The 16,397-nt window shown below is 70.4% G+C and carries 10 protein-coding genes, 1 pseudogene and 1 riboswitch; of the genes and pseudogenes, 2 read left to right on the forward strand and 9 right to left on the reverse strand.

The window, feature by feature from the left end:
- Positions 1–514 precede the first annotated feature (514 nt).
- The 8 genes and pseudogenes from AB0333_RS06510 to AB0333_RS06545 all read right to left on the reverse strand — a co-directional run bounded on the left by AB0333_RS06510 (position 515) and on the right by AB0333_RS06545 (position 13,500).
- Entirely contained in the window at positions 515–1,621 is a 1,107-nt protein-coding gene (locus tag AB0333_RS06510; RefSeq protein WP_011774097.1) for a site-specific integrase, read from the reverse strand.
- Positions 1,554–2,132, reverse strand: a complete 579-nt coding sequence (locus AB0333_RS06515; protein ID WP_238324634.1) for a transposase — start codon at positions 2,130–2,132, stop codon at positions 1,554–1,556. Before AB0333_RS06515 ends, AB0333_RS06510 begins: the two co-directional genes overlap by 68 nt.
- Positions 2,133–3,273: 1,141 nt before the next feature.
- Positions 3,274–3,924: pseudogene (locus AB0333_RS06520) on the reverse strand (DNRLRE domain-containing protein); the annotation flags it as partial.
- Between the two features lie 1,981 nt (positions 3,925–5,905).
- Positions 5,906–6,334: a translesion error-prone DNA polymerase V autoproteolytic subunit gene (gene umuD, locus AB0333_RS06525; protein ID WP_366217859.1), complete on the reverse strand. Its 429-nt coding sequence runs from the start codon at positions 6,332–6,334 to the stop codon at positions 5,906–5,908.
- Positions 6,335–6,352: 18 nt separating this feature from the next.
- Entirely contained in the window at positions 6,353–7,471 is a 1,119-nt protein-coding gene (locus AB0333_RS06530) for a hypothetical protein (RefSeq protein ID WP_366217860.1), read from the reverse strand.
- A 166-nt stretch (positions 7,472–7,637) separates the two neighbouring features.
- Positions 7,638–8,855: a glycine cleavage system aminomethyltransferase GcvT gene (gene gcvT / locus AB0333_RS06535; protein ID WP_366217861.1), complete on the reverse strand. Its 1,218-nt coding sequence runs from the start codon at positions 8,853–8,855 to the stop codon at positions 7,638–7,640.
- 11 nt (positions 8,856–8,866) lie between these two features.
- On the reverse strand, positions 8,867–11,887 hold the full coding sequence (gcvP, locus tag AB0333_RS06540) for an aminomethyl-transferring glycine dehydrogenase (protein WP_366217862.1): 3,021 nt from the start codon (positions 11,885–11,887) through the stop codon (positions 8,867–8,869).
- 144 nt (positions 11,888–12,031) lie between these two features.
- Positions 12,032–12,158, reverse strand: a riboswitch (glycine riboswitch).
- Positions 12,159–12,270: 112 nt separating this feature from the next.
- Positions 12,271–13,500 carry an MFS transporter gene (locus tag AB0333_RS06545; protein WP_366217863.1) on the reverse strand — a complete coding sequence of 410 codons (1,230 nt, stop codon included), beginning with the start codon at positions 13,498–13,500 and terminating at the stop codon, positions 12,271–12,273.
- Between the two features lie 39 nt (positions 13,501–13,539).
- Between AB0333_RS06545 and AB0333_RS06550 the strand changes: the two genes are divergently transcribed.
- Positions 13,540–15,108, forward strand: a complete 1,569-nt coding sequence (locus tag AB0333_RS06550) for a TIGR01777 family oxidoreductase (RefSeq protein WP_366217864.1) — start codon at positions 13,540–13,542, stop codon at positions 15,106–15,108.
- A gap of 8 nt (positions 15,109–15,116) precedes the next feature.
- Here the strand turns inward: AB0333_RS06550 and AB0333_RS06555 are convergent, their stop codons facing one another.
- Positions 15,117–16,028, reverse strand: coding sequence for an SDR family oxidoreductase (locus tag AB0333_RS06555; RefSeq protein ID WP_366217865.1), 912 nt, complete (start codon positions 16,026–16,028; stop codon positions 15,117–15,119).
- 163 nt (positions 16,029–16,191) lie between these two features.
- Between AB0333_RS06555 and AB0333_RS06560 the strand changes: the two genes are divergently transcribed.
- Positions 16,192–16,397: PIG-L family deacetylase (locus AB0333_RS06560; protein ID WP_366217866.1), on the forward strand; the 206-nt coding region annotated here is incomplete at its 3' end.

Consider the following 16,397-nt stretch of genomic DNA (forward strand, 5'->3'; position numbering starts at 1 on the left):
GCCCGCCAGGTCGCGTCATGGGCATGGCACAGCTGTCCTGCCGCCCGGGGCCACAGAACGCAGTGCGCGACGCGGCAGAGCGCCCCCGCCGCTGGCTGCCTGACCGTCGGCGCGGCCCGCAGCCAACTCTCCACCGCGGGCCGGCCGCTGCGTTCCCATCGCTGCGCGTGCAGGGAACACATCCCGGACCGCGCGGAACCGTAGCCGCACTCCTCGATCCGGCAGGCCATGTTCGGCTGCTGCCGATGCCACCGCGGGTCGGTCGTGGCGGCGAAGGCCTCCGCATCCGGCCGGCCGGCCTTCTGCCACCGCCCATGGTGGCCCGAACAGAACCCGTAACCCGCACGTCCCGCACGTCCGCACCCCGGGACACGGCAGAGGCCGGCGCCAAAGACCGGATCGTCGGGGGCGAAGACCAAGGTGTCGCAGCGGAATTCCGGGCCCACCGCGCCCAGCAGCCTCTCCAGCAGCCCCGCTCCGACCGCCCCATGCCCGGGCGCCCGGGCCGCGGACCTCACAGGGTCACCCCGGTGCCGGCAAACCAGCCGGCCTTCTCCAGGACCATCCGGGCATCCTCGGCGGTGAGATGCCCGTAAACGTCCATGGTCGTGGTGACCGAGGCATGCCCCAGCAGCGAGGAAACCACCTCCAACGGCACCGAGTCCCGCAGCATCCGCGTCGCTGCCGAATGCCGGAACCAGTGCGGGTCGAAATCCACGCCGGTCCGCCGCCGAAGCCTCCCCACCAGGTCATAGACCGATCGGTAGGACAGCGCGTGGCCGACCCGGCCGCCCCACAGATTGACGAACACGTAGTCGCTGTCCAGATCGCCGTATTCGAGGTGCAGATAGTCCGCATAGAGCCGCAGCAGCTCGGCACTGACCGGCACCGTCCGGGGCCGCCCCGTCTTGGCCCGGGCCCCGTTCTCGTTCAGGCGCGCCACGACGCGGACCTCGCGCTCTGCCGCCGAGAGGTCATCGTGGCGAAGCCCGAGAACCTCGCCGATCCGCATCCCGGTGTCGAACAGGACCGCGAACAGGAAGCGGTCCCGCAACCGGGTGCACGCATCCAGGATGGACTGGACCTCCCCGACGGTGAGCACCCGCGGCAGCTTGACCGGGGCCTCCAGGGCAATCGCCCGGCGCCGCTGGGGACGCCCCTTGCTGATGTGGTGCAGGAACGGCTTCCACGACGACCTTGCCCCCGGCGCCGCCCACTTCACCAGCAGATCACCCAGCTCGACCCCGTGCCGGGCCTGATGTTGGTAGAACGAGCTCACCGCCGAGAGCTTCCGGTTGATCGTGCCGGCCCCGACCTGCGGTGCCGTCACGGGCAACACGGCCACCTGACCCGCGCGCCCGGCCGGTGGCATCCGCAGCCACTCCACGAATCCGCCCACGTCCTCCAGCGTGACCCGGCGCCAATCCAGGCCCCTCTGGGCGAGGAAGGCGAAGAAGTCCTTCAAATCGTGCGCATACGCCTTCACCGTGTTCGGCGACCGCTCGATCGCACTCAGAAAGGCCAGGTACGCCTCAACCGAGGCGACCGGGACATCATCGTCTCCGAGCACCGTCCACGACTCGACCTCCGCACCCGGGATGATCACCCTCTGCACCAACATCAGCCCTCCAGCCCCTTCCGTGATGGACACACTGGAGATAAGCACGTCCACCACGGCGACCAAAACAGCCAGAACGTCCCTGACCGACATCGAGGACATGGTACGGAGGACTGGAGATAACGATCGCGTTCGTCGTGCAGATCACCCGGCGGATCTCGACGTCGTATTCGAGGAACGGCACGAATTCGGCCCAGGAGGACTCCCACAGCCGTACGATCGCCGGATATCGTTGGCCCCATTCGGCCGTGAACTCGGCGAACCGGTCTTTGGCTGCTTGCTCGGACGGGGCGGTGTAAACGGGCTTGAGGGCCTTGACGATCCCGTCGCGGTGCTGCCGGCCGGCGTAGCGGAAGCTGTTGCGGATCAGGTGCACGATGCACTGCTGCACCACGGTCCGCTCCCACGTGGTCGTGATCGCCTCGGGCAGGCCCTTGAGCCCGTCGGGAGTTCGCGCCGATGCCGGAGTAGGAGGAGTAGGTGCGGGAGACGGACAGGCCGGTGTTGCCGGCATCGACGTTCACGTCCGTGGCCGAGATGTTCAGTTCGCCGGTGGTCAGGGCGATCTGGCCGGCCCCGGCCTCGGCGGTGGGGTAGTTGTCCCCGAACGCGTGCGGCAGCTTCGTGACCTGGGTGGCCTTCTTCTGCGTGTTCGTCGTGCACTGCACCTGGCCGTTGCCCACCGCCAGGTTGGGGTAGGTGAAGCAGACCTGCAGCTCCACCAGCGCCGGGATCCGGTCCTTGCCCACCGCCTGGAGGTCGCCGGCCGCCACCGCGACCAGGCCGTTGGCCGTCCACGTGGCCCCCTGGCCGGCCACGGTCAGCGGGACGCCGCCTTTCCAGCCGGCGGGCGAGCCGTTGGCGTCCTTGTCCTGGGTCAGCGAGTCGGCGACCCTCCAATACCCGGTCGCCGTGGGCGTTCCGCCGTTGGAGATGTTCGGACCCGTGGCGGCGACCGCGAACGAGTCGGTGCTGGTGATGCCCGCCTTCGGCGCGGTCAGGCTCACCGGACCGTTGCCGAAGGCCATCTCCGTTGCGGCGGTTTCGTTCCCGGCCCGGTCCAGGGCCACCACGCGGATCGTGTTGGCACCCGAGGGGTTCCAGTCCACGGACGCGGTCCCGCCGGTTGCCGTGACGTACTGGCCGGCCGCCCCGTTGAGGGAGTACCGGAACTGGTAGGCGTCGGTGTTGGAGGCGAACGTGAACCTGTTCGAGGTCGGCTTCTGGCTCTTCCACGAGTTGTTCGTGTATCCGGCATCGGAGGTGATCGTGGGGGTGGCCGGCTTCACGCTGTCCACGGTGAACGTGGTCGACGTGCCGGCGGCCTTGGACCGCAGCGTGCCGTCGTTGGCCCACGCCTTGGCCGTGTGGGTGCCCTCCACGAGGGTGGGCTTGGCGGTGGAGAGGGTCTTGGAGTCCACGCTCGAACCCGCAAGCTTGGTCACGGTCGTGGCTCCGGACACGTCGAACTCGGCCTTCACCTTGCCGCCGTCCGGGTCGGTGACGGTCGCGCCCAGGGTGGGGGTCTTCGTCCTGACCCACAGTTTGCCCGTGGAGTCCGTGGAGGACTGGCCGGACCCGAACGAGACCCCGGAGGCGGTGTCAGGGTAGGAGTTGTAGGTGACGATGAAGGTCGGCTCCACCGGGTCGTTGGCCCCGGTGACGTAGTTGGCCGAGCGGTAGCGCTTCCAGGAGTAGTTGTTCGTCTCGTCCTGGGCCACCAGGCGCACCCCGAAGTTCTTGGTGGGGTTGTCCGCCCAGTACTGGGCGATCGGGGTGATCGGGTAGTAGACGTGGCCGGCCGCGCAGGAGGCGCTGTAGCCCTTGGAGACGTTGTTGGAGCCCTCGCCCGAGGTGGTGTGTGTCGGCTGCGCGGTCCACCGCACGTCCGTGGACACCCACGCCGTCGTGAGCCGCTGCACCTCGATCGGGGAGGACGTGCACGAGTACGAGTAGTAGTTGTGCATCCGCAGCTCGGCCTTGGTGATCTGCTTGCCCGTCAGGGCGGTCGAGGAGAACTGCAGGAACGAGCGCGACTTCAAGGACCCGCCGTTGAACGTGCCCACCCGCAGCTCCGTGTCGCCGGCCTTGGAGCCGGGCACGTCGGCCTGGACCCACGTGTCCGACGCGCCGGAGGTCCAGGTCGGGTCGATCGTGACCGGGTACTGCCGCGCAGGATCCTGCAGCCACTCCTTGGCCACCTTCAGGACCAGGATCTGGACCCCGTCCACGGTTTCGATGGCGGTGTCGACCCGGGTCTCGGCCGCCGGCAGCCCCGAGGCCTCGTCGATCTTCGCGTCCCACATGGTCGGGGCCGGGGCGAAGAACACCGTTTCCCCTCCGGCGTCCACGGCCCGCAGGTCCCCGGTTCCCTCGTCCCGGACGACCTTCAGGCCCTTGGAGAACCTCAGCGGGAAACGCAGCTCCACGTCGCCTTCGGGGGCCTGCTCCAGCACCGTCCGATGCGAGAAGCCGCTGCGGGTCGGCTCGACCGTAACCTCGGCGTCCACCGTGTCGGCGGTGCTGGCCGGCGCGTCCCGCACCGGAGCCTCGGCGTCCACCGTGTCGGCGGCCTGGGCGGGCGCGTCCTGCACCGGAACCTCGACGCCGTCCGTGTAGGTGGCGACGTTCCCGCTGACCTCGGGGGCGGGAAGTGACCCTTCCCAGCCGAGCTCGAGCCTTGTGCCCTTGTCCTCGCCCGTGCCTTCCAGCGTGGCCAGCGGGACCGAGCCCTCCGTCGGACCGTCCCCGGGGGTATCCGCCCCGTCGGCGATGGAGAGCCTGGTGCCGGCCCCCGTGACCGTTTCGCCCGCCGACTCGAGGGTTCCCAGGTCCGAGATCGGGACGAACACCCCGTTCTTCTCCGCGAACCGCGCGCCCGTGGACGTCTCCGAGGTCCAGGACCCGTCAGGGTTCGCGAACACCTGTTCGGTCGCCGTGCGCTGGGACAGGTCCTCCACGCGCCGGCCGGTGGCCCGCGCCGAAACCTGCGCCGAGACCGCGTCCGGGCGGGAGGTCACCTGACCCTCCACCGCCGGCGGGGCGGCGTCAGGTTCCGGTGCCGCCGCCGCCGGGCTCAACCCCGAACCAACCAGCGCCACCGAACACGCCACCGCCACCGAACCCAGGAAACGGCGCACAGCCCGACCCCCCACGAGAACCCCCACCTCACAACCGGCCCAGCGCCGGCAAACATAGCCAAATACCCTGAATTCCTACAGCAAGAGGAAATACACAGGCAAATCAGGGAAAAACCACAGGAATTACACACAAAATTGACATCCGTTCCTGTGAAACGACCGCTCCGACCGCCCCATGTCACAGCTCCATGCCCCCGCCGGCCCCGACCCCTCGTGTCAAAACGAGGGCCCGAACAAGCTGGGGCCGAGCGCCATCGGCTCCCGGCGACACCGTCCCGGGATTCCGCCCATCGGATAGGACTCTTCCCCGTCATCACGTAAAGCCGTGAAGCCCTCGACCCGCTGACTCCCTGGTCGACGTGGGGAGTGTCCGCTAAACGGCACTGTCGCACTTTCGGTGGCAGCGGCGCGTCAACCGTCGGTACGGGCTTCGGGCTTCGGGCTTATCATGATCGGTCGTGTCTGATACGAAAATGCTGGCCAGGACGGTGTTCTCGAGGCTGGCGGCGCTGGCGATCGAGGACGTCGAAGACGCCGGCGACGCGATCTTGGTTCGCGCCTCGACCAGGGGCGAAGCCGTGGAGTGCCCTGCGTGCGGGACGCCACCCCCAAGGGTCCACGCCTTCCACGAGCGTGCGCCGGCGGCCGTGCCGACGTGGCGGCTCGGGTGTGGTGAGGCGGTAGGAGTCGGTGCCGGTTTCGATGGCGGCACCTTTGAAGGCGAGGCGGGCAGGGCCGGGGGTCGGCGAGCCCACGGGCCAGTCGGCGAAGCCGGGGTCCGATGCGATCGCAACACCGGCCCTCTCCTTCCGTTCAGTGGGCCTCGATGAGTTGGAGTTCGGTCGTGAGGTCAACTGGATCCGGAATCCCTTCTCGGCGGTCGCTGTACCGAGAGCGATGAGCAGGTGGCCGCGGCGGACGGCACATCCCGGGCACATATAGGCCCTCAACAGCCAAAGCTCCCGTGACTCGTCCGCTCAGTGACTCCGGCTCGAAGCCAGAGGATACCCGATTCCCGCGTGGTGCCCATCCGACGATCTCCAGAGCAACAACACCATTCAGGTGAGTGAATGTTGACGTCCACCAAAGCCAGGTGATCAGTCACCAGATCGCCCTTCCTGTTTCAACCGTGGGCCTCACCGTACGCTCACAGGCGGTGCAGGCAGTAGGTGGCCACGCCCCAGATCTCCAGGGCATCCACATCCTCCACCGTGAGGGGCGCCGCCCCGTCGTCGGTCTGCAGGGTCACGGTACGCCGGCCCCCTGCGGTCCCGAGGACCAGCCGCCGCACCAGGAGTTCTCCGTTGACCACGGCCACCACCACCGAGCCGTCCTGCGGCGTGGCCGCCCGGTCCACGACCAGCTCGTCCCCGTCTCCGATGCCGGAACCCACCATGGCCTGTCCGGACACCCGCATCAGGAACGTCGAGGTACGGTCCCGGACGAGCTCGCGGTTCAGGTCGATCCCGCCGTCCAGGTAGTCCCGGGCAGGAGAGGGGAAACCGTGGGCGCGGGGCGCCTGCCCAGCGGCCGACGTCGGCTCCGGCCCGTCCCCGGGCGGCGGCGTGATGGTCATGCGGTCGCCGCGCGGACCCTAGTCGTCTCCGCCGGCCTCGGCATCCGCGGAGGACGGAGAGGCCGAACTGGAAGACGGCGTCGGCGACGGTGACGGTGACGACGACGGGGGCGGGGAAGCAGAGGCCGAATCGGAGGCAGAGGCTGACTCCTCGGCCTGGCGCTGTTCTTCCTCGGCCTGGCGTTCGGCCTCCTCACGCTGGGCCTTCTCGCGCTGCGCCTCCGCCTGACGTTCAGCCGCCTCGCGCTGGCGCTTCGCCTCAGCCTGCCGCTTCTCCTCGGCCTGGCGCTCAAGTTCCTCCCGCTCACGGGTCTCCAGCACGTTGCGCGTGCCGTCCAGTGCCTTCAGTTCGGCCTGCGCGGCGGACAGGGCGCCCGTCAGCTTCTCCTGCAGCCGGGGCACGTCCGCGGCCCAGGCGAGCGAGGCCAGGGAGGTCTCCTCGGGATCGATGGTGGCGAAGGCCTTCTCCGCGGCCACGCCCTGCTCGACGGCGGCCGAGATCGTCTCGATCTGGGTCTCGGCCTCGGCGGAGGTGGTGGGGCGGTCCGCCGGCAGGTCCTCCAAGGCGGTCAGCGCGGGACCGATCCGGCCGGCCAGGGTGCACGGGGCGGCGGAGGAGTACAGTCCGGACTCCTCGCTGCGTGCAGTCTCCTGGGCCTCGCGCAATTCGCTGCCGAACCCTTCCCTCGGCTGCTCGGGCAGCGGTACGGCGAACCCTGCCTCGGCCTGCTGGAGGTTGACGACCTCGCCCCCATGGTGGACCAGGGCCAGCCGGGTGCCCTCGGGGCCGTCCGACTCCTCCGGATACTCCAGCTGGACCGAGTCCCCCGGCTCGAGGAGGGTCGCGAGGTTGGTCATGGCCTCGTCCGCGAGGCAGTTCTCCACGGTGGGTTCCTCCCCCTCGGCCGCCGGCCGGGGAACCACCACACCGGCCAGCGTCACGGTCTCCTCGGTCCCGTCCATGTTCACCACGAAGGTCTGTCCATCCTCCACGCGCACCACATGGCCGTTGGACTCGGCGGTGCGCACGCCCTTGATGGCGCTCAACACGGCCAGGGTCAGCAGGAGTGCCGCGAGCAGGACGAACGCGATGATGCCCAGTACGGGGACCCGTCGGGCTGTTCGCTGTTCCGTCATGTTCTTCCTGCAGTGGGGTGATCGCGGTGGCACTGAAGCTCGGGCAACAGAGGAGAACCACGGTGGCGCGGAGGGCCCGCAAGCTCAGAGAAGTCTACCAAGCGGGCCCTCCTCTCCCGGAACCCCGAGGCTGGACGACGCCGGCCCGTCGGCCGGCGCGGCGGCACTACTCGGCGCGGCGGTAGAACGGCGGTTCCACCACGGTGAACGGCTCGGCCTTGCCGCGCAGGTCCACGGAGAGCTCCGTGCCGGCGTCCTTGAACGCGACGTCGATGCGGGCCAGGGCGATCGGGTGACCCAGCGTGGGGCTGGGGACCCCGGAGGTGACCTCACCGATCCGGTGGCCGCCGCCGTCGAGCACGGGGTACCCGGCCCGCGCCGACCGGCGGCCGGTACCCTTCAACGCGACGATCGTCTGTCCGGTGGTGATGCCGGTGCCGGCCTCACGGGCGGCCAGCAGGGCGTCTCGGCCCACGAAGTCGCCCTCCTTGGTCTTGAGCGGCACCGCGTTGCCGGCCCCCGACTCACTCGGCAGGTGGCCGAGGTCGAGTTCGTTGCCGTAGAGCGGCATGCCGGCCTCCAGGCGCAGGGAGTCCCGGCTGGCCAACCCGCACGGGAGCAGGCCGACGCCGAGGCCCTCCGCCGCCTCAAGGAGCGTGTGCCAGACCGCGGTGGCCTCGGTGGACAACACCCCACGGTCCGCCACGGGGCCGATGATCAGCTCGAAGCCGTCCTCGCCGGTATACCCTGTGCGGGCGGCCAGGACAGCGATCTCGCCGGCTTCCCCACCGGTCCGGATGGTGGCCGGACGGGCGGAGTAGTACCTCATCCCGTCCAGCTCGGCGGCTTCTGCCTCCGGCAGGACTGCGGCGAGGATCCGGGCGGCCTCCGGACCCTGCACGGCGATCAGGGCCGTCTGCGACGACTCGTTGCGGACCGTGGCATCGAAGCCGGCGGAGCGTTCCGTCAGCGCAGCCGCCACAGCCGCGGCGTTGCCGGCGTTGGGGACCACGAGGAACTCCCGCGCCTCCTGCCCGGTCGAGCCGTCACCACCGCCGTCCAGCCGGTAGACGATCAGGTCATCCAGAACAGTCCCGGCCTCGGTGCAGATCAGCGAGTACTTGGCTCGCCCCGGGGCGACGGCGGACACCCGGGCCGTCAGGGCGTAGTCCAGCGCCTCGGCCGACTGCGGGCCGGTGACCCGCACCTCGCCCATGTGGGACAGGTCGAACAGTCCTGCGGAGGTGCGGACGGCCTGGTGCTCGGCCAGCTCCGAGCCGTACTTCAGGGGCATCTGCCAGCCGCCGAAGTCGGTGAAGGAGGCGCCGGCCTCCACGTGGACGCCGTGCAGCGGCGTGGTGCTGTTGCTCGTGCTCTCGCTCATGGTGGGTCCTGTCAGTGGGAGACGGATGAGGAGGACTCGATGTTGTCCTCGACGGCGGTGGCCGACGCCGCGGCATCGGCGGGATCGGACTCCTCGAAGGACTCGATCGGCGGGCAGGAGCAGAACAGGTTGCGGTCCCCCCAGGCGCCGTCGATGCGGCCCACCGGCGGGAAGTACTTGTCCCGGCGCAGCGAGTCCACCGGGTAGGCGGCCTGCGAGCGCGGATAGCTACGGTCCCACTCGTCCGCGGTGAGCACCTCGGCCGGGTGCGGGGCGTTGCGCAGCACGGAGTCGGCCAGCGTCTGAGGAGTAGTGGCCTCCATCTCGGCGTGGATGGCCAGCATGGCGTCGATGAACCGGTCGATCTCGGCCAGGTCCTCGGACTCGGTCGGCTCCACCATGAGGGTCCCGGTCACCGGGAACGCCAGCGTGGGGGCGTGGAAGCCGTAGTCGATCAGGCGCTTGCAGACGTCCTCAGCCGTGACCCCGGACTTCGCCGTGAGCTCCCGCAAGTCCAGGATGCACTCGTGCGCCACCAGCCCGGTCTCGCCGGTGTAGAGGATCGGGAAGGCGTCCCCGAGCTTCTTCGCCACGTAGTTGGCGTTGAGCAGGGCGTACCGGGTGGCCTCGGTGAGCCCCTCGCCGCCCATCAGGTACAGGTAGGCCCAGGAGATCGGCATGACGCCGGCCGAACCGTACGGTGCGGCTGTGATCGGGTGCTCGGCGCTGGGCAGGTACGGCTTCAGGTGCTCAGCCACGGCCACCGGGCCCACCCCGGGACCGCCACCGCCATGCGGAATGCAGAAGGTCTTGTGCAGGTTCAGGTGGGAGACGTCCCCGCCGAACTGTCCCGGCTGGGCGAGACCGACGAGCGCGTTGAGGTTCGCGCCGTCGATGTAGACCTGTCCACCGGCCTCGTGGACCTTGCGGCAGACCTCGCGGACATCGGCGTCGTAGACGCCGTGCGTGGAGGGGTAGGTGATCATGATGGCCGCGATCCTGCCGGAGTTGGCCTCGATCTTGGCCTCCAGGTCGGCCGAGTCGATGGTGCCGTCCGGGGCCGTGGCGACCACCACCACCTTGAGCCCGGCGAGGACCGCCGAGGCCGCATTGGTGCCGTGGGCGGAGGCCGGGATGAGGCAGATGTCCCGCTCGCCCTCACCGTTGTCCAGGTGGTAGCGGCGGATGGCCAGCAGGCCCGCGTACTCGCCCTGGGAACCGGCGTTGGGCTGGATGGACACCGCCGCGTAGCCGGTGATCTCCGCCAGTTTCTCCTCCAGGTCTCCCAACAGGAAGCGCCAGCCCTCGGTCTGGTGGTCGGGCGCGAAGGGGTGGATGGAGCAGAACTCCGGCCAGGAGATGGACTCCATCTCGGCGGTGGCGTTCAGTTTCATGGTGCACGAGCCCAGCGGGATCATGGTCCGGTCCAGGGCCAGGTCATAGCCCGAGAGGCGCTTGAGGTAGCGCAGCATCTGGGTCTCGGACTTGTAGGTGTTGAACACCGGGTGGGTCATGAACTGGCTGGTGCGCCGCTGGGCGGCGGGGATACGCGCGGAACCCGGGGCGCCGGCGTCGTGGGTGGCGCCGTTGGTGTCAGTGCTGTCAGCGCTGCTGTCCTGGCGGGCCGGGAGGGACTCGCGCGGGGCGCCGAAGGCGGAGAGCACCGCCACGAGATCCTCGTCCGTGGTGGTCTCGTCGCAGGAGATGCCGACCGTGCCGGCGTCCACGAGGCGCAGGTTGACCCCGGCTGCCTCGGCGGCGGTGACCACGGTGCGGGCCAGGCCGGGCACCGAGACCTGGATGGTGTCGAAGAAGGCGTCCTGGGTGAGGCGGAAGCCCTCGGTCTCCAGGGCGGCGGCCAGGCGGGTGGCCTGGCGGTGGGCGTGCTGGGCGATCGCGGTGACGCCCTCCGGGCCGTGGTAGACCGCGAACATGGAGGCCACGATGGCCAGCAGGGCCTGCGCGGTGCAGATGTTGGAGGTGGCCTTCTCACGGCGGATGTGCTGCTCGCGGGTCTGCAGGGCCAGGCGGTACGCGGGCCGGCCCGCGGCATCCTGGGAGACGCCGACCAGGCGGCCGGGCAGCTGGCGCTCGAGGCCCTTGGGGACGGCCATGTAGGCGGCGTGGGGGCCGCCGAAGAACAGCGGGACGCCGAAGCGCTGGGTGTTGCCGACGGCGATGTCCGCTCCCTGCTCTCCCGGAGGCGTGATCAGGGCCAGGGACAGCAGGTCGGCGGCGATCGCGACCATGGCGCCCCGCTCCTTGGCCTGGGAGATCACGGCGGAGTGGTCATGGACCCGGCCGGAGTCGCCGGGCTGCTGGAGGACGATGCCGCACAGGCCCTTCTCGTCCAGGTCAGCACCGAGTTCGGCGGGCAGCCCGGCGGCGAGGTCGGCGGTGCGGACGTCCAGACCGAGCGCCAGGGCACGGCCTTCGATCACAGCCCGGGTCTGCGGGTAGAGGTCCACGTCCAGCAGGGTGATGCCGTCCTTGGCCTTCTTGTTGGCACGGTGCATCAGCAGGACGGCCTCCGCGGCGGCCGAGGACTCGTCCAGCATCGAGGCGTTGGCGATCTCGAGGCCGGTGAGATCGGAGACCATGGTCTGGAAGTTCAGCAGGGCCTCGAGGCGGCCCTGGGAGATCTCTGGCTGATACGGCGTGTACGCGGTGTACCAGGCCGGATTCTCGAGCACCTTGCGCAGCACCACGGGCGGGGTGACGGTGTCGAAGAAGCCGCGGCCGATCATCTGGGTCTTGACGATGTTGCGGTTCGCGATGGCGCGCAGGTCCTCCAGCACGGCAGCCTCGGTGAGGGCCGGCGGCAGGTTCAGGGGGGTCTGCTGGCGGATGTCAGCGGGGACGGCGGCGTCCACGAGGTCGGCCAGGGAGTCGAAGCCCAGCTCGGCCAGCATCTGCTCGGCGTCTGAGGGCCGCGGGCCGATGTGGCGGCTGGTGAAGGGTGCTGAGGCGGTGTCCCGCGGTTCGTGGCGTGACACAGGGACGTCGGCGGCGGTTGCGGTGGTGGTCTGCATGGTGGTCCTCCAGGGCGCTTTGGGCACGGAACGGTACCTCCCCGCTCTGTCATCAACCTGAGAGATTCCGCCCGTATCTGGAGGATACGTCCTTGCACCGTCGGTGTCCGAGGGCGCTGGGCCCCGGAGCTTTCCAGAGTCGCCATGCCCTGCGCGGTACCGGTGCCTGAGAGATTCTCGGGGAGAAATTGCTCCTTCGGCGGCCGCTTCCCCGGTGTTCCGTCGGTCCGGGGACCTGTGGCGGTGGGCGGCGCTCTCCCGCGCTGGGTGCGTGACGTGCCGACCAGTCTTCCACAGCCCGAATACCCCTCGGCAACTGAGTCGCACGAATTGACGCCGAATCCGGGTTTGGAGGCCATTTCGTGCGACATCGATGAGCCCGTTCAGCGACGGCGGCGTAGCCAGAGCGGGATCGAGGCGAGCAGCAGCAGCCCCGCCACCCCGGCGAAGGTGGCGCCCGGTCCCAGGTAGGTGAACCCGAGCCCGCCGAACACCCCGGCCAGGCCCAGGCCAATGTCAAAGCTCATGTTCCAGCCGACGCTGGCGGCACCATGGCTGGTGGCCCGGGCGAAAGCCATGACGAGGCTGGCTGATTGCACGGTGCCGATCCCCAGTCCCAGCAGCGCCAGCCCCCCGGCCAGCAGCCAGCCGGGCGGGGCGAGGGTGGTGGCCAGCAGTCCGGCCATGGTGAACGCGATCCCGGCTGCGTACACCGCCGCGGGGTTCCTCCGATCCGTGAGGGAACCGGCCACCCAGCGTCCCAGCACCGAGGCGCCCTGCATGGTGGCGATGAACAGGGCCGGGTTCGCCGTTGCCCCGCCCGGACCGAAGGCGATGACCAGTCCGTAGGCTGCCATGCCGACCAGGAACGGCAACAGCACCGGGACCAGTCCGAACCAGACCTGGCCCGACGCGCGGGCCGCACCCGGGTGCGCGCCGACCGGATCCGCTGGGGCCGGTTCCGCTGGGGCCGCGGAACCGGGGAGCTCCACCACGGCACCGTCCACGGTCTCCATGGGTGACATCCGAACGGGAAGTGGGCTGGCACGGCCGGGTACCCGGGGCAACGTCAGCAAGGCCAGCAGCACCAGGGTTGTGGCGACGAGCCGGAACGTCTCCAGCGGGACCACGCCGCTGAACCACAGCCCCAGCGGCGCTCCGACAGCGGCGGCCGCTGACGTGGTGGCCCCGAACTGCCCGAGGGCCCGGCCCGCCCGGCCGGGCCGCGAGACCGCCGGGACGGCCGCCGTCGCCAAGACTACGAGGATCCCGAAACCACAGCCCACGGCCAGTCCGGTCACCACCAGGGACGCCATGGGCTGGCTGATGACCAGGGCGGATCCGTGCCCGGCCGCCATCAGCAGCAGCGCGCCGCCGATCGCCCGCCGCGGACCCCAGCGCTGTCGGAGGGCTGGGGCAAAGGGCTGGACCGCGATGACGCTAACCATCATGACCGTCAACAGGGTCCCGCCGGTGACGGAGGAGAGTCCTCGGCCCAGGGCGATGGGCACCATGGTCGAGTAACTGAGGAAGAAGCCGGAGAAGCCCCAGATCGCGATCCACAGCAACCCGAACAGGCCCGAGGGTCCACGGTCAACGGTTGGATTCCTCATCACCACCTCACCCTAGGTCGGATGTGGAAGAGTTGGCCCATGCCCGTCTTTGAACGTCGCTCCCTGGTCCCCCATGATCGGTCCACCGTGTTCGCCTGGTTCTCCCGGCGCGGTGCGCTCGTCCGCCTCACGCCGCCGTTCGCCGGGTCCGTGCGGCGTGAACCGGAGGGGCTCGACGTCGGCTCGATCGCCCGATTGGGCATCGGCGCCCCGGGGTCACTGGGCCTGGGCCTGGAGTCGGCCACCGGCCTGGCCAGGACCGTCCTGCCCTTCCGGCTGCCGCAGTGGTTCGCCCCCGAGGTCCCCTGGACGGCTCGGCACACCGCCCTGGAACCGGACCGCATGTTCCGGGACGAGATGACCTCCGGTCCGCTGACGTCCTGGGTCCACACACACAGCTTCGAGGACGCGGCCCCCGGAGAGGCGGACACCGCGGACGGCCGCCCCGGGTGCGTCATCCTCGACCACATCGAGTACGAGCTCCCGGCCGGGGCCGTCCTGCGCCGCAAGGGCTCGGTGTGGTCCCGGGCCGGGCGGTGGACGGAGGAGCGCCTCGAGTCCGAGCTGGACCGGCAGTTCGCCTACCGTGCCGCCCAGCTCCGCGAGGACCTGGCCTTCCACGCCGCCCACCCCTTGCCGTCCGCCGAGGACGGGGAAGCCGGCGAGCCCCGGACCCTGACCATCGCCGTGTCCGGGGCCAGCGGCTTGATCGGCACCCAGCTGTGCGCCCTGCTGACCGGCGGCGGGCACCGGGTCCTGCGCCTGGTCCGCGGCGGCCACCACACCTCTGCAGACGGGACCGTCCGGTGGGACCCTGCCTCCGGGACGCTGGACGCCGAGGCGCTCCGGAGCGCCGACGTCGTGGTGAACTTGTCCGGTGAGACCATCGGCGGGCGACTCTCCGAGGCCCACCGCTCCGAAGTGCTGAAGTCCCGGCTGGCCGCCACCGGCCTGCTCGCCCGGACGCTGGCGGAACTGGCCGACGACGGCCGCGCCCGGGCGCTCGTGAACGCGTCCGCGGTCGGCTACTACGGCGCCGAGGCCGGCACCGGTCCCCGCGGCGAGGGTCTGCGGGAGACCGATCCGCCCGGGGACGACTTCCTGGCCGAGGTCTGCCAGCAGTGGGAGCGCGCCACGGCGACTGCCACCCAGGCCGGGGTCCGCACGGCCATGATCCGCACCGGCCTGGTGCTGACACCGGCCGGAGGTGTCCTGCAGCAACTGCTGCCGTTGTTCCTCCTCGGCGCGGGCGGCCCCCTGGGCACCGGCAAGGACCGGAACCCGTGGCAGAGCTGGATCTCGATCGACGACATCGTGGGGCTCTTCGCCCATGCCGCCCTCACGGACACCGTGGAGGGTCCGGTCAATGGCACCGCGCCGGAGCCCGTCCAGGCCCGGGACTTCGCCGCCACTCTCGGCCGGGTGCTGCGCCGTCCCTCAGCCGTCCCCCTGCCGGCAGCGGCTCCCACCGCCGTGCTGGGCTCCGAGGGAAACCGCCTGCTCGTTGAGGCGGACCAGCGCGCCCGCTCGGACCAGGCGGAGGACTCCGGTTACACCTACCGCCATCCGGACCTGGAATCCGCCCTGCGGCACGTGCTGGGACGCTGACCTCCGGCTCAGAACACCGGCAGTCCGCCGGTCACGCCCACCACGGAGCCGGAGACGAAGCTGGCCTCCGCGGGACTGGCCAGGAACACGTAGGCCCCGGCCAGTTCGGCCGGCTGGCCGATCCGGCCCAGCGGGGTGTCGGCGCCCATGTGGGAGACCGCCTCCGGCTCCTTGGTGGCCGGCTGGAGCGGCGTCCACACCGGCCCCGGGGCCACGGCGTTCACCCGGATACCCTGCGCACCCAACTCACCGGCGAGGTTCGCCGTGACGTTGTTCAGGGCCGCCTTGGTGGCGGCGTAGTCGATCATCGTCTCCGAGGGCTGGTAGGCCTGCACCGACGTCGTGATGATGATGCTGTCCCCCGCACCCAGGTGGGGCAGGCAGGCCCGGCTCAGCCAGAGCGTCCCGTAGAGGTTGGTCTTCACCGCGCGGTCCAGGTCCTGGGTGCGCAACCCGCCGAGCCCCGGTTCGCCGCGCGCCCAGTGGTAGCCCGCGTTGTTGACCAGGATGTTCAGCCCGCCGAGCCCGGCCACGGCCTCCTCGGCGATCCGCTGGCATTCCGCCTCGTCCCGCAGGTCCCCGGGTACGGCCACCGCGTTCCGGCCCGCCTTGTCGATCCACCCGATGGTGTCCGAGGCGTCCTCGGCCTCCTCCGGGAGGTAGTTGATGGCCACGTCCGCGCCCTCCCGGGCGAAGGCGATGGCCACGGCCCGGCCGATGCCCGAGTCGCCACCGGTGATGAGCGCCTTCAGCCCCTCCAGCCGCCCGCGGCCGACCCAGCTGGACTCGCCGTGATCCGGCACCGGATCCATCGGCGCGGTGAGTCCGGGTGGCTCCTGCTGCTGGGCCGGCATGGTGCCGTCGGCTCCCGCCATGGACCGCGCGTGGCGGCCGGCCTCCGTCAGGTCATCGTCCTTCATGGTGTCCCTCTCCTCTGTTGGCCGGGCCTTCGCTATGCCACCCTAGGAGCACCACTGACACGGCCGGAAGGGCTGAGCCCATGCCTGAGACCATCCCCTCCCTGCTCCCCGTTCCCGACGACGGCTGGTCCGGGTGCTGTGCATTGTCGCGCACCCGGACGACATGGAATACGGCACCTCGGCGGCCGTCGCTGCGTGGAGCGCGCGGGGCATCGAGGTCACCTATCTGCTGCTCACGGCGGGCGAGGCCGGCATGGCCGAGCCGCCGGATGTCGTCCGGCCCCTGCGCGCCGCGGAGCAACGGGGCGCCTGTTCGGAGGTGGGCGTGCAGGACCTGCTCATCCTGGACCACCCGGACGGGATGCTCGA

The organism is Citricoccus sp. NPDC079358, from assembly GCF_040702545.1.
GTDB lineage: Bacteria > Actinomycetota > Actinomycetes > Actinomycetales > Micrococcaceae > Citricoccus.